At 63.2% G+C, this 19,922-nt stretch carries 26 protein-coding genes; 7 read left to right on the top strand and 19 right to left on the bottom strand.

Going from position 1 to position 19,922, the window contains the following annotated elements:
• Nucleotides 1–53 precede the first annotated feature (53 nt).
• Together X771_RS138205 and grxD are read right to left on the bottom strand one after the other, a co-directional pair.
• Nucleotides 54–1,322, bottom strand: a complete 1,269-nt coding sequence (locus X771_RS138205; RefSeq protein ID WP_023684881.1) for a multidrug effflux MFS transporter — start codon at nucleotides 1,320–1,322, stop codon at nucleotides 54–56.
• Nucleotides 1,323–1,440: 118 nt separating this feature from the next.
• Nucleotides 1,441–1,776: a Grx4 family monothiol glutaredoxin gene (grxD, locus tag X771_RS138210; protein ID WP_023669102.1), complete on the bottom strand. Its 336-nt coding sequence runs from the start codon at nucleotides 1,774–1,776 to the stop codon at nucleotides 1,441–1,443.
• Between the two features lie 160 nt (nucleotides 1,777–1,936).
• Between grxD and X771_RS138215 the strand changes: the two genes are divergently transcribed.
• Nucleotides 1,937–2,770 (top strand): phosphodiester glycosidase family protein, encoded by an 834-nt coding sequence (locus X771_RS138215; RefSeq protein WP_023690197.1) that lies wholly within the window; start codon nucleotides 1,937–1,939, stop codon nucleotides 2,768–2,770.
• A gap of 12 nt (nucleotides 2,771–2,782) precedes the next feature.
• Here the strand turns inward: X771_RS138215 and X771_RS138220 are convergent, their stop codons facing one another.
• From X771_RS138220 to purL, 3 genes are all read right to left on the bottom strand, one after another.
• Nucleotides 2,783–3,016: a BolA family transcriptional regulator gene (locus tag X771_RS138220; protein WP_010909092.1), complete on the bottom strand. Its 234-nt coding sequence runs from the start codon at nucleotides 3,014–3,016 to the stop codon at nucleotides 2,783–2,785.
• Nucleotides 3,017–3,115: 99 nt separating this feature from the next.
• Nucleotides 3,116–3,640: a hypothetical protein gene (locus X771_RS138225; RefSeq protein WP_023690196.1), complete on the bottom strand. Its 525-nt coding sequence runs from the start codon at nucleotides 3,638–3,640 to the stop codon at nucleotides 3,116–3,118.
• Nucleotides 3,637–5,865, bottom strand: a complete 2,229-nt coding sequence (gene purL / locus X771_RS138230) for a phosphoribosylformylglycinamidine synthase subunit PurL (protein ID WP_023690195.1) — start codon at nucleotides 5,863–5,865, stop codon at nucleotides 3,637–3,639. The genes X771_RS138225 and purL overlap by 4 nt, the downstream gene beginning before the upstream one ends.
• Before the next feature lie 189 nt (nucleotides 5,866–6,054).
• Here purL and X771_RS1000000168935 point away from each other — a divergent pair, with 189 nt between their 5' ends.
• Nucleotides 6,055–6,219, top strand: a complete 165-nt coding sequence (locus tag X771_RS1000000168935; RefSeq protein ID WP_023669098.1) for a hypothetical protein — start codon at nucleotides 6,055–6,057, stop codon at nucleotides 6,217–6,219.
• Nucleotides 6,220–6,248: 29 nt separating this feature from the next.
• Here X771_RS1000000168935 and X771_RS138235 read toward each other — a convergent pair whose 3' ends face one another.
• Nucleotides 6,249–7,658, bottom strand: coding sequence for a PLP-dependent aminotransferase family protein (locus X771_RS138235; protein WP_023690194.1), 1,410 nt, complete (start codon nucleotides 7,656–7,658; stop codon nucleotides 6,249–6,251).
• Nucleotides 7,659–7,751: 93 nt separating this feature from the next.
• On the opposite strand from X771_RS138235, the gene X771_RS138240 reads away from it, so the two are divergent.
• Nucleotides 7,752–7,997, top strand: coding sequence for a DUF1127 domain-containing protein (locus X771_RS138240; protein ID WP_023690193.1), 246 nt, complete (start codon nucleotides 7,752–7,754; stop codon nucleotides 7,995–7,997).
• Nucleotides 7,998–8,009: 12 nt separating this feature from the next.
• Here the strand turns inward: X771_RS138240 and X771_RS138245 are convergent, their stop codons facing one another.
• The 6 genes from X771_RS138245 to X771_RS1000000169825 all read right to left on the bottom strand — a co-directional run bounded on the left by X771_RS138245 (nucleotide 8,010) and on the right by X771_RS1000000169825 (nucleotide 11,134).
• Entirely contained in the window at nucleotides 8,010–8,654 is a 645-nt protein-coding gene (locus X771_RS138245) for a Pr6Pr family membrane protein (protein WP_023690192.1), read from the bottom strand.
• Between the two features lie 4 nt (nucleotides 8,655–8,658).
• Nucleotides 8,659–9,069, bottom strand: coding sequence for a hypothetical protein (locus X771_RS138250; RefSeq protein ID WP_023690191.1), 411 nt, complete (start codon nucleotides 9,067–9,069; stop codon nucleotides 8,659–8,661).
• Between the two features lie 41 nt (nucleotides 9,070–9,110).
• Entirely contained in the window at nucleotides 9,111–9,779 is a 669-nt protein-coding gene (gene purQ / locus X771_RS138255) for a phosphoribosylformylglycinamidine synthase subunit PurQ (protein ID WP_023690190.1), read from the bottom strand.
• Nucleotide 9,780: 1 nt separating this feature from the next.
• Nucleotides 9,781–10,023, bottom strand: a complete 243-nt coding sequence (purS, locus tag X771_RS138260; protein ID WP_023669092.1) for a phosphoribosylformylglycinamidine synthase subunit PurS — start codon at nucleotides 10,021–10,023, stop codon at nucleotides 9,781–9,783.
• A gap of 88 nt (nucleotides 10,024–10,111) precedes the next feature.
• A complete protein-coding gene (gene purC, locus X771_RS138265) occupies nucleotides 10,112–10,906 on the bottom strand; it encodes a phosphoribosylaminoimidazolesuccinocarboxamide synthase (RefSeq protein ID WP_013532127.1) in 795 nt (264 codons plus the stop codon).
• 105 nt (nucleotides 10,907–11,011) lie between these two features.
• Nucleotides 11,012–11,134: a hypothetical protein gene (locus X771_RS1000000169825; protein ID WP_280790911.1), complete on the bottom strand. Its 123-nt coding sequence runs from the start codon at nucleotides 11,132–11,134 to the stop codon at nucleotides 11,012–11,014.
• A 47-nt stretch (nucleotides 11,135–11,181) separates the two neighbouring features.
• On the opposite strand from X771_RS1000000169825, the gene X771_RS138270 reads away from it, so the two are divergent.
• Both X771_RS138270 and X771_RS138275 read left to right on the top strand, forming a co-directional pair.
• Nucleotides 11,182–11,502 (top strand): DUF1476 domain-containing protein, encoded by a 321-nt coding sequence (locus X771_RS138270; protein ID WP_023669091.1) that lies wholly within the window; start codon nucleotides 11,182–11,184, stop codon nucleotides 11,500–11,502.
• 127 nt (nucleotides 11,503–11,629) lie between these two features.
• Nucleotides 11,630–12,403: an HpcH/HpaI aldolase/citrate lyase family protein gene (locus tag X771_RS138275; RefSeq protein ID WP_023690189.1), complete on the top strand. Its 774-nt coding sequence runs from the start codon at nucleotides 11,630–11,632 to the stop codon at nucleotides 12,401–12,403.
• Nucleotides 12,404–12,422: 19 nt separating this feature from the next.
• On the opposite strand, the gene X771_RS138280 is transcribed toward X771_RS138275, so the two are convergent.
• Nucleotides 12,423–12,977, bottom strand: a complete 555-nt coding sequence (locus X771_RS138280; RefSeq protein ID WP_023690188.1) for an alpha/beta hydrolase — start codon at nucleotides 12,975–12,977, stop codon at nucleotides 12,423–12,425.
• A gap of 194 nt (nucleotides 12,978–13,171) precedes the next feature.
• Between X771_RS138280 and X771_RS138285 the strand changes: the two genes are divergently transcribed.
• Entirely contained in the window at nucleotides 13,172–13,987 is an 816-nt protein-coding gene (locus X771_RS138285; RefSeq protein ID WP_023690187.1) for a VOC family protein, read from the top strand.
• Nucleotides 13,988–14,002: 15 nt separating this feature from the next.
• Here X771_RS138285 and X771_RS138290 read toward each other — a convergent pair whose 3' ends face one another.
• The 4 genes from X771_RS138290 to X771_RS138300 all read right to left on the bottom strand — a co-directional run bounded on the left by X771_RS138290 (nucleotide 14,003) and on the right by X771_RS138300 (nucleotide 17,347).
• Nucleotides 14,003–14,731 (bottom strand): metallophosphoesterase family protein, encoded by a 729-nt coding sequence (locus X771_RS138290; protein WP_023690186.1) that lies wholly within the window; start codon nucleotides 14,729–14,731, stop codon nucleotides 14,003–14,005.
• 8 nt (nucleotides 14,732–14,739) lie between these two features.
• A complete protein-coding gene (purB, locus tag X771_RS138295; RefSeq protein ID WP_023690185.1) occupies nucleotides 14,740–16,041 on the bottom strand; it encodes an adenylosuccinate lyase in 1,302 nt (433 codons plus the stop codon).
• 59 nt (nucleotides 16,042–16,100) lie between these two features.
• Nucleotides 16,101–16,520 (bottom strand): hypothetical protein, encoded by a 420-nt coding sequence (locus X771_RS01000000165470; RefSeq protein WP_245261354.1) that lies wholly within the window; start codon nucleotides 16,518–16,520, stop codon nucleotides 16,101–16,103.
• Between the two features lie 101 nt (nucleotides 16,521–16,621).
• Entirely contained in the window at nucleotides 16,622–17,347 is a 726-nt protein-coding gene (locus X771_RS138300) for a DUF2259 domain-containing protein (protein WP_023690183.1), read from the bottom strand.
• Between the two features lie 137 nt (nucleotides 17,348–17,484).
• Between X771_RS138300 and X771_RS138305 the strand changes: the two genes are divergently transcribed.
• Nucleotides 17,485–17,739, top strand: coding sequence for a DUF2171 domain-containing protein (locus X771_RS138305; protein ID WP_023690182.1), 255 nt, complete (start codon nucleotides 17,485–17,487; stop codon nucleotides 17,737–17,739).
• A 7-nt stretch (nucleotides 17,740–17,746) separates the two neighbouring features.
• Here X771_RS138305 and X771_RS138310 read toward each other — a convergent pair whose 3' ends face one another.
• Together X771_RS138310 and X771_RS138315 are read right to left on the bottom strand one after the other, a co-directional pair.
• Entirely contained in the window at nucleotides 17,747–18,766 is a 1,020-nt protein-coding gene (locus X771_RS138310; RefSeq protein WP_023690181.1) for a P1 family peptidase, read from the bottom strand.
• Nucleotides 18,766–19,836 carry a branched-chain amino acid ABC transporter substrate-binding protein gene (locus X771_RS138315; protein WP_023690180.1) on the bottom strand — a complete coding sequence of 357 codons (1,071 nt, stop codon included), beginning with the start codon at nucleotides 19,834–19,836 and terminating at the stop codon, nucleotides 18,766–18,768. Before X771_RS138315 ends, X771_RS138310 begins: the two co-directional genes overlap by 1 nt.
• Nucleotides 19,837–19,922 lie beyond the last annotated feature (86 nt).

The following is a 19,922-nucleotide window of genomic DNA, read 5'->3' as shown; positions in this document are numbered from 1 at the left end:
TTGAAGGTGGCTGCGGTCTGAGACAAATAAAACTCGTAGCGCAGAACAGTTGCTCAATGCAGGTCGGTGACGTGCCCTGAAATGGGTGGGTTGTGCGGCTGGAACATCTTGCCGCGCTCGGCGATCAGGATCATCAGCAGGGCCGCGACCGAGACGCTGCAGAAGCCGGCGGCAAGCGGCGTCACCGTGCCGTTGAAGGCCTGGCCGATCAGCGTGCCGAGGATGCCGCCGAGAAAAGTCTGCATGAAGCCCAGGATGGACGACGCGGTGCCCGCCAGTTGGCCGAGCGGCTCCATCGCGAGCGCGTTGAAATTGGCGCCGAGCGCGCCGAACGGGAGCATCGCACTGGCGAAGAAGGTGATGAACAGCCAGAGTGGCATCTTCATTTGAAGCGAAACGGTGAGCCAGGCAAGGCTGATCACCAGGAACAACAGCAGTGCGCTCTGCGACAGGCGGCGCATGCCGATGCGGCCGACCAGGCGCGAGTTGAGGTAGTTCGAAAAAGCGAGAACGCCGGCGACACCCGCGAAGATGACAGGAAACAATTCGCCGACATGAAAAATGTCGACATAGATCTGCTGTGCGGAGGCGATGAAGCCGAACATGGCGGCGAAAATGAAGGTGCTGGCAAAGGCGTAGCAAAGCGCCATTCGGTTGGTGAGCACGATGCGGAAGCCACCGACGACGGATGAGACTGTCAGCGGCCGGCGGTACTCCGGATGCAGCGTCTCCGGCAGCCGCAGCAGCGACCACGCCGACACGATCAGCGCTCCGACGGCCATGGTGACGAAGATCCAGTGCCATGTTGCGAACAGCATGATGAACTGGCCGATCCCAGGCGCGATCACCGGGATGGCCATGAACACCATGAAGATCAGAGACATCACCTCGGCCATGCGCCGACCGTCGAACGTGTCGCGCACGATCGAGACGGCGATGACGCGGGTCGCCGCCGCACCGATGCCTTGCACCAGCCGGCACAGCAGCAGGACGGCGAATGACGGGGCGATGGCGGCAGCTGCCGCCGCCACGACATAAATCGCCAGCCCGGCAACGAGCGGCGCGCGGCGCCCGAACCGGTCCGAGATCGGTCCGAAGAAAAGCTGTCCGCCACCGAAGCCCAATATATAGGCGGTGATCACATATTGGCGGTGGTTTTCATTTTCGACGCCGAGCGTGGCGCCGATCTGCTGTAGCGCCGGCAGCATGATGTCGATGGCCAGCGAGTTCAACGCCATCAGTGCCGCGCACAGCGCGATGAATTCCCAGCGCGGAATAGGCAATTTGCGTGCCTGTTGCGGCGCTTTTGCTGGCTGGTCCACGGCGGGTCCGATCTTCAAAACGAATATGCGCCGGCATGCCGGCGCATAAGTTCGTCCTCACTCCGATAGGGGGAGGTAACATTTTGCCGGGGCGGGGCTGCCCCGTCTCAACTCAGAATCAGGCTGTCGCTTTGACGCTGACGCCCTTGTCGACGAGCAACGTCTGCAACTCGCCTGCCTGGAACATTTCGCGGATGATGTCGCAGCCGCCGACGAATTCGCCCTTGACGTAAAGCTGCGGGATCGTCGGCCAGTTCGAATATTCCTTGATGCCTTGGCGCAGTTCGGCCGAGGTCAGCACGTCGACGCCCTTATAGTCGGCTCCGATGTAATCGAGGATCTGGACGACCTGGCCGGAAAAGCCGCACTGCGGAAAACCGGGCGTGCCCTTCATGAAAAGGACGACGTCGTTGCCCTTCACTTCGCTGTCGATGTAGTCGTTGATGCCGCTCATGAGATATCCTTTCACGCCTGTGGGAGTCAGGCTCGAAGCATAGCCATCAAATAAACCCATAGATGGGCCGAAACAAGATGTTTGCGCCGCCGTCGCGGAAATGGCGCAAAGGATCGCCTGTCTTGGGCCAAGCATCCGAGCCGATTGCAGCCTTCGGAACATGATGAAAAGACGATATGGCGCCGCCCTTCCGATCGCCATCCTGCTGGCGGCGATTGCCGTTGTCTGGTGGCCGAGACGCCCGGAGCCGCCGCCGCTGGTCATTGGCGGTGACCTGCCCGCGCCTTGCCGGAATGTCGCCTTCGAGGCGGTGACCTATGTCGTCTGCACGGTCGACCTGCGGACCTACAACCTCGCTGTCTTTCACGTCGGTGCCGACGGCAAGCCCTTCGGCTCGCTGGAGGCCTTCGGCAAGGCGGTTGCGGGCGAGGGGAGGCCGGTGCTGCTCGCCATGAATGGCGGCATGTATCACGAGGATTTGTCGCCGGTCGGCCTGCTGGTCGAGAACGGCAGCGAGAAGTCGCCGCTCAACCTTGCCGACGGCGAAGGCAATTTCTTCCTGAAACCGAACGGCGTCTTTCTGGTGGGCAATGACGGCAAGGCGGCTGTCATGGAAAGCAACGCCTATGCGGTTACCAAACGCGATGTTGCCTTCGCCACGCAGTCCGGCCCGATGCTGGTGATCGATGGCAAGATTCACCCACGCTTCGAGCCGAACGGAACCTCGCGCTACATCCGCAACGGCGTCGGCGTGCGCGATGAAAACACCGTTTTGCTGGCGATCTCGCGGTCTGAGGTCAGTTTCGGCAGCTTTGCGCGGCTGTTTCGCGACGCGCTACAATGCCGCAACGCGCTGTTCCTCGACGGCGCGGTCTCCGCGCTGTCGGATGGGAAAAGAATGATCGTCGGCGGAAAATACCCGGCGGGCCCGATCATCTCAGTGTCGGCGAAGCCGATCACGTCAGTGTCGGCGAAGCAGCCGCAGAAACAGTAGGCCAGTCTGGCTTCAGTCCGGCACGCTGGTCTGCAGGGCCAGCGCGTGCAGCACGCCGCCCATATTGCCCTTCAGCGCATCATAGACCATTTGGTGCTGCTGGACGCGGCTCTTTCCGCGGAAGCTCTCGGCCACCACTTCGGCTGCATAGTGATCGCCGTCGCCGGCGAGGTCGCGGATCGTCACCTTGGCGTCCGGAATGCCGTCCTTGATCAGTTTTTCGATGTCGTGGGCATCCATTGCCATGGCAAAATCCTGTTCTGGGCGGCTAGGCACGAGTGACTCGCACGGCAGCCTAAAGCCTTTCTGGTCCGGGTTGAAGCCGTTCTGTCGGCGACGCAGTGTCTAAGGGCCATCCTGCCGCGGGTGAACCACACCATCTTCGGTAATGTCGTCGCGGGTCGAGAACCCCCGGCCAAGGCTGAACACCAGGACATAGAGCGGGATGTTGAGCGCCAGGTTGATAATCGGGAGATAGCTGGTCATCTGCCACAAGGGCGAAAAGAATGGTTGGCCATAGCCGTCGCAGATCAGCGATGACCCGTATTCCCACAGCGCGCCGGTAATGACCGCAATGGCAAAGAGCTTGATGCAGGTGGCGACATGCCTTGCGCGCGCCGGGTTCGGCAAAAGGCGGCTCCACACCACCAGGCAGACGATGGGGATCGCATAGATCAGACTTTGCAAGGCCAGCATCTGCAGTGTGCCATTGGCCGCCTCAAGGAACTGGTCACGCCTTTCCAGCAGCGGACAGACCTCGCTCGAGGTCGTCGACAGCAGGAAAAAGACGAACGGCCCGAGGAACCAGAAGAAGAACAGCGACGGCCAGAAGACGACTGCGATCAGCGTCCGGGCTGCCAGGCTGGTCAACTGGACTTGTCCATGAAGTTCGGGAACCAGCCTTCGTGGGCGGCGGTCAATTCGCTGACCGGGATCGCCCTGGCATCGCCGAGCTTCAGTTCGTTTCCACCGGTCGAGCCGATCCATGGCGCAAAGATGCCGAGCTTGCTCTGTTCCTCGCGGATGGCGTCCCATTCCTTGCTCTGCGGATCGACGGACAGCGTCAGGACGTAACGGCCCTGGTCTTCGCCGAACCAGACCGGGATCGGGTCGCCGGCGAGCCCCGGAATGGTGGCGCCGATGCCGGACGCCATCGCCATTTCGGCCAGGGCTATCGCCAAGCCGCCATCGGAAAGGTCATGCGCCGCGGTCACGACGCCCGACGCGATCAGCGCGCGCACGTGGTCGCCGACGCGCTTTTCATGCGCGAGGTCAACGGATGGCGGCGGCCCGTCGGCGCGGCCATGGATGTCCCTGAAATAGGCGGACTGGCCGAGATGGCTGCCCCAGCTTGCGGGCGCGCCGACCAGCAGGATCATCTGGCCCTCGGCGGCAAAGCCGATACGGGTCATCTTCGACCAGTCGGCAATCAGCCCGACGCCGCCGATGGTCGGCGTCGGCAGGATGCCTTGGCCATTGGTTTCGTTGTAGAGCGAGACATTGCCCGACACGATCGGGAAGCCGAGCGCCCGGCAGGCATCGCCAATGCCTTTCACCGCGCCGACCAGTTGGCCCATGATCTCAGGCCGTTCCGGATTGCCGAAATTGAGGTTGTCGGTGGCCGCCAGCGGCAGCGCGCCGGTGGCGGTGAGGTTGCGCCAGCATTCGGCCACCGCCTGCTTGCCGCCTTCGTACGGGTCGGCCTCGCAATAGCGCGGCGTGACGTCGGAGGAGAAGGCGAGCGCCTTGGTCGGATGGCCTTCGACGCGCACCACGCCGGCGTCGCCGCCGGGAAGCTGCAGCGAATTGCCCTGGATCAGCGTGTCGTACTGCTCCCACACCCAGCGGCGCGACGACAGGTTCGGCCCGCCGAGCAGTTTCAACAGCGCATCGGCAACGTCGGCCTTCGGCGCATCGCCGGCTGCGAGCGCCGCCGGCTTCTTCGGCTCGACCCAGGGGCGTTCATATTCCGGCGCCTTGTCGCCAAGGTCCTTGATCGGCAAATTGGCGACCTCGTCGCCCTGATGGATGACGCGGAAACGCAGATCGTCGGTGGTCTTGCCGACGATAGCGAAGTCGAGGCCCCATTTGTGGAAGATCGCCTCGGCTTCCTTTTCCTTCTCGGGGCGCAGCACCATCAGCATGCGCTCCTGACTCTCCGACAGCATCATCTCATAGGCGCTCATGCGCTCTTCGCGCACCGGCACCTGGTCGAGGTGAAGCTCGATGCCGAGGTCGCCCTTGGCGCCCATCTCGACCGCCGAACAGGTGAGGCCGGCCGCCCCCATGTCCTGGATGGCGATAACGGCGCCAGACGCCATCAGCTCAAGACAGGCTTCGAGCAGGCATTTTTCGGTGAAGGGATCGCCGACCTGCACGGTCGGGCGCTTCTCGTCGATCTTGTCGTCGAACTCGGCCGAGGCCATCGTGGCGCCGCCGACGCCGTCGCGCCCGGTCTTGGCGCCGAGATAGACGACCGGCAGGCCGACGCCCTTGGCTTCCGACAGGAAGATCGCATCGGTCTTGGCGAGGCCCGCGGCAAAGGCGTTGACCAGGATATTGCCGTTGTAGCGGGCGTCGAAATTGACCTCGCCGCCGACCGTCGGCACGCCGAACGCATTGCCGTAGCCGCCGACGCCGGAAACCACGCCGCTGACCAGGTGCCTGGTCTTGGGATGGTCCGGTGCGCCGAAGCGCAAAGCGTTCATCGCCGCAATCGGCCGCGCGCCCATGGTGAAGACATCGCGCAATATGCCGCCGACGCCGGTCGCCGCACCCTGGTAGGGCTCGATGTAGGAGGGATGGTTGTGGCTCTCCATCTTGAAGACGACGCAGTCGCCATCGCCGATATCGACCACACCGGCATTCTCGCCCGGACCCTGGATGACCTGAGGCCCGGTGGTCGGTAGCGTGCGCAGCCATTTCTTCGAGGATTTGTAGGAGCAGTGCTCATTCCACATCGCCGAGAAGATGCCGAGTTCGGTAAAGCTCGGTTCGCGCCCGACCAGGTCGAGGATGCGCTGGTATTCGTCGGGCTTCAGCCCATGCGCGGCGATGAGTTCCGGGGTGATCGGCACGGAATTGGAAATGGTCATGGGCGGCGATTGATGTCCATGGGAGAGGGGAATTTGAGTCCCCCTCATATCGCAAGCTTTGGCGTGATACACCCCATTGGATGACGAAAAACGCCGGAAAACCACAGGGCGACGATGGTAGCGGGGAGCCGCTGGGGAACGCTATGGCATCCCGGCCGTTAGGCCTCAAACCAATCAGGAGATTTCGACATGGCCACCAAGCAAGGCAAGAAAGACAATCGCCTCTCCGACAAGGAGGCCATGCATATTGCCGAGACCACCGACGTTTCGCCCAAGCAGGCCAAGGACCTGGCCGAGAAGCACGGCAAGGACAAGGGCGCAAAGGAAGCCAAAAACTTCAAGGCAGAGGGCTGAACCTGAGATCGGGATACAGGAGGACCGAGTCAGGACGAACTGTCGTAGCCGGCGCGGCCTTCCTCCAGCAGCCGCCGGATCACCGCGACGCCGCCGGTGATGTCCTCGCGCCGCCTTGGCTGCGAGACGCCGAAACGCACGCCGTGAAAAACCTGCTCGGAACGCCCCGCCTTGAACTCGTCCTCGTCGTCGAGGAGCACGCCATTTTCGAGGCATGCGCTCCTGAACGTGCCGGACAGCCAGGGATCGGGCAGCGTCAGCCAGACGAAGGGCACGCTGCCGTGTGACTTGAAGGCGAAACCCGCCAGTGTCTCGCGCACGATGGCGATGCGGGCGGCAATTTCGGCAATGCTGCGTTTGCGGATATCGCCAGCCTGCCCAGACAGCACCAGCCGCGCGTTCACCTCCGCCAGCAGGAACGGCATCCCGCCGGTCATCATCTTGTGGGCGACGCGGATGCGATGGCGATAGGCGGGCGGGCAGGAGAGCCAGCCGCCGCGAACACCTGCCGCGACCGATTTCGACAGACCGCCGGCGACAATGGTGCGCTCGGGTGCATATTCGGCGATGAGCGGCGTCGGATCTTCGGTCAGGCCGCCATAGAGATCGTCCTCGATGACGATGACATTGTACGCGCGCGCGACGCGAGCGATCGCCTCGCGGCGCGAAACCGACAGGATCGCCAGCGTCGGGTTCTGCACCGTCGGCATCAGGAAAATCATCTTCGGGTGCTTTTGCGCGCAGACGCGTTCGAAATCCTCGGGATCGAGACCTTCCTCGTCCGATGCGACAAGTGCAATGCGCCGCCCGATCAGCCCGGCGCTGCGGGCGATCTGCGAATAGGTGAGGTGCTCGAAGGCGACATAGTCGCCCGGCGTGGTCAGCGCCGCGATCGCCGCCATCACCGCGGCATGTGTGCCAAGCGTGGGAACGATGGTTTCAGCAGCCGGACGGAACGAATTGCGCGACAGCCAGCGGGCGCCGGCCTCGAACCAGCGCTCCGGAAAATCCCTGGTGTAGCTCGATATTTCGTGCGGGTGATCCTGCACCGTGCGCGAGAGCATGTCGGCGACAATGGCGCCCTGGCCGATGTCGGGCGCGGCAGTGCTGTCGAAACGCAGCTTGCCGGGCGGCGCATCGACATAGCGCGTGCCTTGCACGGCAGGCTCGGCGAATTCGGGTGACGCTTCCGATTGCTGCGCCAGCACATAGGTCCCGCGTCCGACTTCGCCGCTCACCAGGCCGCGCTCGCGCAGCAGCTGATAGGCTCGGCCGATCGTGCCGACCGTCGTGCCGATATCATAGGCGAGATCGCGCTGCGGCGGCAATTTTGCCCCGGCATCGATGACGCCCTTGTCGATGTCCGACTCGATGCTGTCGGCAAGGCGCTGGTAAAGCGGGCCGGAACCGATGGTGAGGTCAGGGAGCCAATTTGTCATGGTGACAATTCTGTATATTGCACCAGATCGTGTGTCAATGCATATCAGAACCGTACCAAGATGGGTACAATTTGCAAGGTTGGCAGAAAGACAATGGATACAATCGAGACAATCCGCTGCGCGGGCATTGAATTGGTCGGGCCGCGCCCGTCCAGCCGGCGAGGCTTTGTCGGCCGGATCGTGAATGTGGTCAGATCGCTGGCGCGATGGATCGACGTGCTGATCGAGCGCCGTCGCGGCCGCCTGGCTTTGCTCGAAATGACCGACGAGCAACTCAGGGACATCGGTGTGTCGCGTGACGACGCCCACCGCGAAGGCATCAGGCGATTCTGGGACTGACCCGGAGCCCGGTCAGCGGCGCGCGCCGGATGTTCTTATGCGTGAGACGCCCTTGTCGGCAAGCACAGCGAGGATGCACAGCACCAGGAAAACCCCGGTGACGGCCAGCGCCGCAAGCGCGACGTTGGTCGTGCCGTTTTTCGCAACGTCGAGGAACGGGTAGGGCACTTCGTCTGCGATTGGTGCGCGTACAAGCGCATAGGCGAGATAGGCGATCGGATAGGCCATCCACCAGGAAATGTCGCTCCATCTCGCTCTGCCGTCGGCACCTGCTATCAGCCACCACAGCACGAACAGAACCGGCGTCACATAGTGCAGCAGCACGTTGCAGAGCAGGAACAGCCCCTGCGGCTGCCAGAGCTGCGCCAGAACCGTCGCATAGACGATGAAGACAAGCGCGATGGACACGGCGACGCCGGCCCGCATCCGCGGTCCGGCAAAGGCGGGCAGCCAGGCGTAGCCCGAAGGCGACAGCAGCGAGACATGGACCAGCACCGCACCGATGTTGGTCAGGATGGTGAAGAAGCTGAACAGAAAGACGATGGAGCCGAGAAAACTGCGGCCGGCCTCCATCGATGCCGGGATGGTGATGCACGCTTGCAGGACAAGCCCGGCCAGACCTATGACCAATCCCGCAAACTGCAGGAAGCGGCCCATGGCGTCAGGCGGCCGCGTTGCAGGAGGGGTTGCCCGTTTGCCAGCGCGCAATGTCGGATCCGATGCGCGCGCCGAGCGGATCGTCCATCAGCGGACCGAACACGTCGACGCGGCTGGAATTGCCTTGCGCCTGGACGACCAGCAGCGGCTTGCCGCCATAATGCTTGGCCGGCACCAGCAGGAAGCGGGGCGTGCCGCTGAACGAATTCAGCTCATTGGCCATCTGATAGGATTTGAAGGCGGGATCCTTGCTGGCGATCCAGCATTTGTGGGCCGATATCGCCACCTGCTCCATGGCCAGCAGCGAAGCGCTCTTGCCCGTGGGGACCGGCGCGCTCTTCGGGCTGGACTGGCAGGACGCCAACGCCAAGCCGGCAGCAGCCAGGGGACCTAGGCGAACAGTCGTCAGTCTCATGGTCAACCGCCCCCGCGTTTTTAAAGGAATTCGAAGAGATATCAGGCGGCGATGCCGAGTGCGCCTTCGAACAGCGCCCGGCCGTCACTGCCGCCATGCGCGGCCTCGATCAGGTTTTCCGGATGCGGCATCAGGCCGAGCACATTGCCCTTCTCGCTGACGATACCGGCAATGTCGTTCATCGAGCCATTAGGATTGGTGCCCTCGGCATAGCGAAACACCACCTGTCCTTCGCCTTCGAGACGGGCAAGCGTGTCGGTGTCGGCGAAATAATTGCCGTCATGATGCGCAACCGGCGTGCGGATGATTTGGCCCGGCTGATAGCGGCGGGTGAACATGGTGTTGGCGTTGGCGATCTGCAGCTTCACCTCACGGCAAACGAATTTCAGCGAAGCATTGCGCATCAGCGCGCCGGGCAGCAGGCCGGCCTCGACCAGAATCTGGAACCCGTTGCAGACGCCAATGACCATGACGCCCTTGGCGGCCTTTTCAGCGACTGCCCGCATCACCGGCATCCGCGCGGCAATCGCGCCGCAGCGCAGATAATCGCCGAAGGAGAAGCCGCCGGGAATGGCGATCAGGTCGACATCGGGGATTTCGGTGTCGGTCTGCCAGACGGTCGCCGGCGCCTGCCCGGAAATCTTGGTCAGCGCCGCAATCATGTCGCGGTCGCGGTTGAGGCCGGGGAGAAGAACGACAGCTGATTTCATATCAAGCGATCTCCACCGCGTAATTCTCGATCACCGTATTCGCCAGCAGCTTGTCGCACATGGCTTTCAGATCGGCTTCAGCCTTGGCCTTGTCGGTCTCTGAGAGCTCGAGGTCGAAGACCTTGCCCTGCCGCACCTGGCCGACGCCGCCGAACCCCAGTCCGGACAGAGCGTGCTCTATGGCTTTTCCCTGCGGGTCGAGCACGCCGTTCTTGAGGGTGACGGTGATGCGGGCCTTGATCATGCTGGACAGGTTCCTGTTCGAAGACTTAGCAATTCCAGGAAATGTGTGAAGCGGCTTTCCGTCCGGAATTGCGTCAAGAAATGAAGACTTAGTGCGGCTTGCCTTTGAGGCCATCGGTCGAGGCGACGAGCACCGGGCCGGTCGGGCGCGGCGGCTCGTTCTCGTTCATGATGCCGAGGCGGCGGGCAACTTCCTGATAGGCTTCGACGAGGCCGCCCATGTCGCGGCGGAAACGGTCCTTGTCGAGCTTGTCCTGCGTCGCCACATCCCACAGCCGGCACGAATCCGGCGAGATCTCGTCGGCAACGACGATGCGCATCATGTCGCCCTCGAACAGGCGGCCGCATTCGATCTTGAAATCGACGAGCTGGATGCCGACACCCATGAACAGGCCGGAGAGGAAGTCGTTGACGCGGATGGCCAGCGCCATGACGTCGTCGATCTCCTGCGGGGAGGCCCAGCCGAAAGCGGTGATATGCTCTTCCGACACCATCGGATCGTCGAGCGCGTCGGCCTTGTAATAGAATTCGATGATCGAGCGCGGCAAAACCGTGCCTTCCTCGATGCCGAGGCGCTTGGACAGCGAGCCGGCGGCGACATTGCGCACCACCACTTCGAGCGGAATGATCTCGACTTCCTTGATCAGCTGCTCGCGCATGTTGAGCCGGCGGATGAAGTGGGTCGGAATGCCCATGCGGTTCAGATGGTTGAAGATGTACTCGGAAATGCGGTTGTTGAGCACACCCTTGCCGTCGATGACCTCATGTTTCTTCTTGTTGAATGCGGTCGCATCATCCTTGAAGAACTGGATAAGTGTGCCCGGTTCCGGTCCTTCATAGAGGATCTTGGCCTTGCCTTCATAAATGCGGCGGCGATTTTTCATCTGATTTTTCTCTGGATTTGCGGGCAGGCGGCAAGCGACCAGTTCCTGTCCGTCTGCCTAAATTGGTGCGGCGACGGGTGGGGTTCAATGCCGGGTCTATCCCAATCACAGCGTTTGCTCAATCGGCAAATCCTTTCCATCGACCGCTTTCAGGAATGAAATGCCGCAGCGCAGCAAGTGATGTAGCATATTGACCGGCCCGCGCCCTTTTGGTTTGTGCTGCGGCAACACACATATCCATCGCCAACGCGAATCGATTTCATCGGAGGGAAGCCATGAGCAGCATGAAAGACCGCGAAGAGGGTTTTGAGCGCAAATTCGCCTTCGACGAAGAACTTCGCTTCAAGGCTTCCGCACGCCGCAACAAGGCGCTCGGTCTGTGGGCCGCCGAAAAGCTGGGCAAATCCGGCACTGACGCCGACGCCTATGCCAAGGAAGTTGTGGTTTCCGATATCGAGGAAGCCGGCGATCACGACGTATTCCGCAAGATCCGCAAGGATTTCGACGCCGCCGGCGTCGACCAGTCGGATCACCAGATCCGCCGCACCATGGACGAACTGATGGCGCAGGCGATCGAGCAGATCAAGAACACCTAGAGCGAGTAGCGCTGGACCAATCGACCGCCCGGTCCAGCCGGGCGGTTTTTCTTTGCCTTTTCAGCCTTTTCCGGCTGAAACTGTGCGTAGGCCTGTTACAAGGCTCTACCCAACGAGGAAAGCACCCATGTCCCTGAAGTCACGCCTGGCGGCGGATGAAACGCTGTTCACCGCCTGGTCCGGCGTTCCGGACGCTTTGACGGTCGAAATCATCGCCAAGCAGGGTTTTGACGCCGTCACCCTCGATATGCAGCATGGCGGACACCACGAAGACTCGGTCTTGCGCGGCCTGGTGCCGGTGCTGGCCGCCAACAAGCCGGCGCTGGTGCGCATTCCGGTCGGCCGCTTCGACATGGCCAGCCGCGCCCTCGATTTCGGTGCCGAGGCGGTGATTGCACCGATGGTGAATTCGGTGGCCGATGCAAAACTCTTTGCCGCGGCGATGAAATATCCGCCGATGGGCGAGCGCTCCTGGGGCCCGACCTATGCTTTTCCGCGCCATGGCAAAGGCGACCACGCCGAATGGCTGCGCGACACCAATCAACGCACCATGGCCTTTGCTATGGTCGAAACGCGCGCCGCACTCGATGCGCTGGACGGCATCCTCGACACGCCGGGCATTGACGGCATCTTCCTCGGCCCATCGGATTTCTCCATCGCCTGGTCGAATGGCGCCACCGTCAATTCGACGCTGGAAAGCATGATGGAAACCGTCACCTCCATCGCCGAGCGGACGCGCAAGGCGGGCAAGCATGCGGCAATCTACGTCGTTGAGCCGGCGATTGCCGGCCGCGTCGTGGCGATGGGCTACCGGCTGCTGGCGATGGGCTCGGACCATGCGCTGATTTCGCTCGGCGCAAAGACACTCATCAAAAGCATGAACGATTCGATCAAGGGCTGAGGCGTGGTGCCTTGCCCGGTCAGGCCTTGAGGTCGGTCAGGAACTTGGCGAAGGTCATCGACCCTTCCGGCCACGGGCCGAAGCCGGCATCCTCATTGAGGTGACCGGTTTCGCCGGCATCGATGAACAGCGAACCCCAGGCAGCGGCAATGTCCTCGGCAACCTCGAAGGCGCAGAACGGATCGTTGCGGCTGGCGATGACGATGGACGGGAAGGGCAGCGGTTCGCGCGCATAGGGACCAAAGGTCATCAGGTGACGCGGCCTTATCTCCGGGTTGGCGACGTCGGGCGGCGCGACAAAAAACGCGCCGGCGACCGGCTTCCTGAACTGCGGAATTGCCTGCACCGCGGCCGCCACACCGAGCGAATGGGCAACGATCACCACCGGCCGCTCGGCCTCGTTGACAGCGTTCGCCACGCTCGTCGTCCAGTCCTCGCGCACCGGCTTCGACCACTCCGCCTGTTCGACCCGACGCGCTGTCGACAGTTTCGACTGCCAGCGTGTCTGCCAGTGTTCAGGGCCGGAATTGGTGTAGCCCGGCACGATCAGAATATCTGCGTCTTTGACTTTCATGGCGCTGAGATAGCGAGCGGCCGTGTCTCCTGCAACCCGCGCTGACGCATGCGGTGCATCACAATTGTGAACAACCTGTTCGATTCTTTCCATCTTGTGTGAACGATCAGGATCGACGATTTGAGGCAGGAAGAGATGGACGACAGAATAGACTGGTGGCGCGGCCTGGGATAACGCGCTGAACGGAGAGTTTTATGAGCGAACTGCCTTTTGCGGCGACGACCCCCGTCAGCGTGTCACGCGTGGGCCTGAAGGCGCGCGACGCCGAAGGACTTGCCGATTACTACCGGGCTGTTGTCGGCCTGCAGGAATTGAGCCGCGCCGAGGGCGCCATCACGCTGGGCGCTGCCGAGCGCCCGCTGCTGGTGATCGAGCCTGACGCAGCGGCCAAGCCCGACGATCCGCGCAGCGCCGGCCTGTTCCACACCGCTTTCCTGCTGCCCAGCCGCGCCGATCTCGGCCGCTGGATAAACCACGCCGCCGCCAACAAGATCCGCATCGAGGGCGCCTCCGACCATCTGGTCAGCGAGGCTCTCTACCTGACCGACCCCGAAGGCAACGGCATTGAAATCTATAGGGACCGTCTGCCGCAGGAGTGGAAGTGGAACGGCGACAAGATCGCCATGGCGACCGAGCGGCTGAACCTGGCTGCCGTGGTTGGCAGCGTGCCGGCCGGTGACGCCGGCTGGCAGGGCGCGCCGCAAAACAGCATTGTCGGCCATGTCCATCTGCGCGTCGGCCGGCCGGAAGATGCCGAGGCCTGGTGGCACGACGAATTTGGCTTCGACACGGTCGCTAAGTATGGAGGGCAGGCGGTGTTCCTGTCGTCGGGAGGCTACCACCATCATATCGGTGGCAATTCGTGGCACAGCGCCGGCGCCGGGCGCCGCGATCCGTCCCGCTCAGGGCTGGCCTGGGTCGAGATGCGCTCGGACAAGGCAACCGAGGAAACGAGCCGTGAAGATCCGTGGGGCACGGTTATCCGCACCGTGCCGGGCACCGCAGGCTGAGCGGCGGTTCGGGTCCTACACCGAGCCGGCGGCGTAGCCCGTCAGCAGCCCGTGCGCCCAGTTGTCGAATCCGGTCGCCGTGGCGCGGCCGGATGCTTCGGTCCAGTCATAATTGACCACGTGATGGCTGAACGACCATTGTCCGTCCTTGCGCGTAGCGAGGGCGTAGCGGGCATGCGGACTGCCGGTCACGGTCAGGCCGGGGAATGTCTGGACGCCGACGCTGCCGGGATTGAGGATTGTCCGGTTGTCCGACAAGCGCACAACGCGCGGCGTATGTGTATGGCCGCACAAGGTCAGCCCGGCGCCGGCGCTGCCCAGCTTGTGCCTGATCTGCTTTTCATTGGACGGGTGGAAGTGGCTGCCTCCGTCTTCCTCGAGCAGGAACACGTCGTCGTCACTGGGGCTGCCATGGCAAAGCAGGATGTCCTGGGCAGGCGACAGGGTGACCGGCAATGCCGAGAGCCAGGTCAATGACGCCTGGGACAGGCATTGGTGGGTGAAAGCATCGACGTCTTCCAACCCGGAAGCAGGCGGCTCGACCAGCACACGGTCGTGATTGCCGCGCACGGTCGGCCAATTCTGTGCAATCAGATATTGCGCGGTTTCTTCAGGCCATAGCGGCCCGGAGAGACAATCGCCCAGATTGACGATTATGTCGGGAGAAGCGTCTTTGATCTGCGCATGAACCGCCTCAAGCGCGCGCAGGTTCCCATGGATGTCGGAAAGGACAGCCAGCCGCATGGAAGATCCTATCCGAAAACCCGCTTGAAGATCGTGTCGACATGCTTGGTGTGATAGCCCAGGTCGAATTTCTCGCGGATCTCGGCTTCGGGCAGCGCTGCGGTGACTTCCTTGTCGGCCAACAATTCCTCAAGGAAATCAGCGCCATGTTCCCATACCTTCATGGCGTTGCGCTGCACCAGGCGGTAGGCGTCCTCGCGGCTGACGCCGGCTTGCGTCAGCGCCAAAAGCACGCGCTGCGAATGCACAAGGCCACGGAACTTGTTCATGTTCTTCAGCATGTTGTCGGGATAGACCAGCAATTTGTCGATGACGCCGGTCAACCGCGACAGCGCGAAATCGAGTGTTATCGTGGCGTCCGGGCCGACCATGCGCTCGACCGAGGAATGCGAAATGTCGCGCTCGTGCCAGAGCGCCACATTCTCCATCGCCGGCAGCGCCATGGAGCGCACCATGCGGGCAAGGCCGGTGAGGTTTTCGGTCAGCACCGGGTTGCGCTTGTGCGGCATTGCCGACGAGCCCTTCTGGCCCGGCGAAAAATACTCTTCCGCTTCCAGCACCTCGGTGCGCTGCAGATGGCGGATCTCAGTCGCCAGCCGCTCGACCGACGAGGCGATGACGCCGAGCGTGGCAAAGAACATGGCATGGCGGTCGCGAGGGATGACCTGCGTCGACACCGGCTCCGGCTTCAGCCCAAGCTTTTTCGCCACATGTTCTTCGACATAGGGATCGATGTTGGCGAAGGTGCCGATCGCGCCCGATATGGCGCAGGTGGCAATATCCTCCCGCGCGTGCACCAGCCGCTCGCGGCAGCGTGAGAACTCGGCATAGGCCTGCGCCAGCTTGACGCCGAACGTGGTCGGCTCGGCATGAATGCCGTGGCTGCGGCCGATGGTGATGGTGTCCTTGTGCTCGAAGGCCCGGCGTTTCAGCGCGGCGAGCAGGCCGTCGAGGTCGGCCAGCAGGATATCGCTGGCGCGGCTGAGCTGCACCGCAAGGCAGGTGTCGAGAACATCCGATGAGGTCATGCCCTGGTGGATGAAACGCGCATCCGGCCCGACGAATTCGGCCAGATGGGTGAGGAAGGCGATGACGTCGTGCTTGGTCACGGCCTCGATCTCGTCGATCTTGCCGACGTCGAATTGGGCGGCGCCGCCTTTTTCCCAGATGGTTTTGGCGGCTTCCCTGGGAATGACGCCGAGCTCGGCCAGCGCATCGCAGGCATGGGCCTCGATCTCGAACCAGATGCGGAAGCGGGTTTCCGGCGACCAGATGGCGACCATTTCCGGCCGGGAATAGCGAGGGATCATCCGTCAGTCCTGATGTGTCCGTGGTTAAGTGCGCGTCCTAACAGAGGCGGACCGAATGCTCAACGCTGCTGGCGCGCAAACCACACGCTGGCGGCGGCAAGCGCGATGAATCCGAGCGGAAAATAGAGCCTGATACCCAGCACCACGAATTGGTAGAGCGCCGTCAGCGAGGTGAAGACCAGTTCGAACGCCCACCGGGCGGTGAAGGCCTCCGCGTGCCATTCGGCATAGTAGGAGCGGTATTGCAGCGCAAACAACCCGCCGGTGAAGGCGAGCGTCGTGGCAAGCAGGCAGACGAAGGCGGCGGCGAACGCCACCTCCCAATGCCGGTCGAGCGAGACCAGCCGCGCCGCGAACAACCCGACGGGAAAGGCCAATGCCGCGCCGGTCGCAAACAGCAGGGCGACGAAGCGGATCTTTTCCGGGGTCTCCCAATTGTCGAGCCAAAGACCGGTCAGCGCGCTGGCGCCCATGGCCATCGCCCACAGCAAGGCGCCGACAAGCGCCGTGCCCGTCGATGGTACGGCGCGGCTGACGCGATTTCCGGCGCGCTTGCGCCAACTGGATTGATCGAGCGATGTCACAGGCGTCCGGTCACGGCGATCCAGCGAAAATCCGGCCCTTCGAAGCCGTATTGGCGCACCGCGATCAGCACCGCATAGGCGCTGATGCTGTCCATCGAGAACGTCTGCACCGCGCCGATCCTGTAGCCGTTGGGGCAGCCACGGCTTTTCGGGATCGATTTATCCTCATGCAGCAGATGGGTCCGGCCGCCATCCCTGGCCTCGATCCGCAGCAGGCGAAAACCGTTGACCTCGCCCTGGCTCTGGCAGCTTTCGGTGTCATTCATGCCGATCTCGTCCAGCCGGAATTCCAGCGGCGGGTCGACCGGCGAAAAGATCGGCCGTGGGTTGACCACCATGCGGAACGGGTCGGCCGACAATTCGGTCACCGGGTTGAAGCCGGCGGTGATGCCGCGGTTGGCGGTAAGCTCGGCCTGGGCAATGATTGCTTCGCCTTTTTGCCTGGCTTGCTGACGGGCCGTCTCGAGCGAGGCGGTCTCATCCTCCAGCCGGACCCGGATTGGCGTGCCCTTCAGGAACGTGTCGTCGGCGGTGTTGATGTAGTAGCGATTGGCATAGGGAAAGCCCGAACCGTCTGCCACACCATATTCCTCGAAGGTGAAGACGCTGCCATCCTTGCTGAAGCCGAGGATTTCAAGCTCGGCGACATCGCCCGCTCGGGCGGCCATGGCGGATGCGAGATGGACCAGCAGGCAAACGCCAATCAGGACGAGATTTCGCATCGGGGTTCCGCTCCGCCTGCCGTGGTTCGATCGTTCCCTATCACGAGACAGTCAAAACATCGTGCTATTCGAAAGGCGATGCATCCAATTTCGCCTCTGTTTGTTATCGTCGATCGTTTTCAAAAGGAGAACACCCCATGACTGAGGCCAGCAAGATTCGCGAGCATATGGAAGTGGTCGGCGCCGACGGCGTTCACATCGGCACCGTCGACAGGGTCGATGGCGAGCGGATCAAGTTGACCAAGGCCGACAGCGGCGAGGGCACCCATCAGGGGCATCACCACTACATTCCCTTGAGCCTGCTTGCCGAGGTCGAGGGCCAGAAAGTCTGGCTGTCGGCGAATTCGGATGTCGCGGTCAGCTTCGAGGAAGAGGAGTCCGACCCGACCTGACTGAAAGTCAGCGCGACGACCACACCGGAAACAGATCGCCATCGGCCGGCGTCGCGGCATGGATGCCGCGGCTGATGGCGCGCGCCATGGTGGCGCCGGCGGCGGCAAAGAAATCGACGGCATCGTCGGCGCTGAGTTCTATGCCGCTCTTCCCCGTCGCCAGCGCGAACACCAGATCGCCGTCAGCCGGCGTGTGCACGGGCCAGATGGCGCGCACGAAGCCGTCATGCGCTGAAATGGCCAGCCGCTTGGCTGCCGCCTTGGTCAGCACGGCGTCGGTGGCGATGACGGCGATGGTGGTGTTGCCACCGGCCTCGGCTTGTCCACCGGCACGCTTGTCGCGGTATTTCAACAGGATCCGCCTGGCATCGTCCGGCATTGGCGAGGGATAGCCAAGCCCGCCGAACTCATCGCCGATCTCGAAGGGCGCCGCCCAGAAATAGCGGGTCCGCGCGATCGTTACCGAGCCGGTCGGGTTGGCGGCGGCGAGTGCGCCGATGGTGACGCCGCTGTCGAGCACAGTCGAGGCAGAGCCAAGGCCGCCCTTCAGCCCGGAACTCAGCGCCCCGGTGCCGGCGCCGATTGTGCCGAGCGGAAAGTCGACTGTTGCCGCCTGGGCGGCTTCGTAGCCGAGGTCGCGGTAGGGAGGATAACGGCCCCAATCCTTGTCGCCGCCATTGCGCAGGTCGAACAGGATCGCCGCCGGCACGATCGGCACGCGAAAGCCGCCAACGTCGACGCCAATGCCTTTTTCGCGCAGCGCTGCCTGAACGCCGGAGGCGGCGTCGAGGCCGAAGGCCGAGCCGCCCGACAGCACGACGGCATGAACCGCCTCGATGGAATTGTGCGGTTCGAGCAGGTCGGTCTCGCGCGTGCCCGGCGCGCCGCCGAGGATCTGCACGCCACCGACCGCCGGTTCGTCGCACAATACGGTGGTGACGCCCGATTTCAGCCTGGCGTCCGACGCGTTGCCGACGCGCAGGCCGGCGACATCGGTGATCAGATTGCGCGGCCCGGTGCGAAACATCAGTTCGTCTCCGCCGGCACGAAACGCGTCCCGTCGAAGCGGAAGGCGCGATAGAGGTTTTGGCTCAGATCGCCTTTGTCGTCGAACCGCAGCGGGCCGATCGCGGTGGTGAAATCGTTCCCGGTTAGCGCGTCGGCCAGCCCCTTGCCCGAGGTCTCGGGCGCGGCCGAGGCCGCCTTGGCAATCTCCACCGCCGCATAGGCCGGCAAGGCATAGCCATCCGGCGCGATGTTTTTGGCCGTAAACGCCGCCAGCACCTTGGGATCGGCGACATCGGCCCATTCCGGCGGCGCGATCATCAGCGTGCCGACGGCGTAAGGCACATCGCCGGGTGGCGTGCGCAAATTCTCGCCGCCGGCAAAGACAATGCCGGCCTCGAGCTGGCCGGCGTCGCGGCCCATAATGGCGATGTCGTCGCCGTCGCCACCGGCAAAGACATGCGTGGCGCCCGCCTTCTTCAGCCGCCCGATCAGCCCGATCTGGTTGTCGAGCTGCGGCCGGAACGTGTCTGTGAAGACCGGCTTCAGCGCTGCCTGCTCCGCTGCGGCGCGCAGCGTCTCGGCGATTTCGCGGCCATAGATGGTGCCGTCATCGACGATGGCGAACAATTCGCTCTGCCACAGCCGGGTCAGGATGGCGGCCACCGCATTGCGCTCGTCATCGCCGCGCGGCCCCAGCCGATAGACCGGCCAGCCGGTTTTGGCGCGGCGATCGGTCAGGCTTTCGGTGCGCACGCCAACGGTGATGACCGGTATGTCAGCGTCCTTGAGGATCGGCAGCGCCGCATGGATCGCCTCGGTGCAGAGGAAGCCGACGACGACCTTGACCTTCGCCGCCGCGAACTCCCTCGCGGCGGCGGCGCCGCCATCGGCTGTGCAGGCATCGTCGACCGTCCTGATCTCGGCGCCGTTGGCTTCTGCTGCCAGGGCAGCACCCGCCTCAATCTGCTTGCCCAGGATCGCCGACGGACCGGACAGGGGTGCGGCGACGCCGACAAGCAAAGTCTGCGCGCCGGCGCTTGCCGGCAGCAGCCAGAGCAGTGCCGCTATTACAGCTGTTGGGGGTCGCATTCTGACGACGAATTCCTCCGTGCCGGTCGCATGCTTCCAGCGTCTCTTCCGCCAAGACCTAAAGGCTGCCCGCCCCAGGCGCAACA

This window comes from Mesorhizobium sp. LSJC269B00 (assembly GCF_000502815.1).
GTDB lineage: Bacteria > Pseudomonadota > Alphaproteobacteria > Rhizobiales > Rhizobiaceae > Mesorhizobium.
The sequence above is the reverse complement of the archived record's forward strand: the minus strand, read 5'-3'. Positions and strand labels throughout refer to the sequence as shown.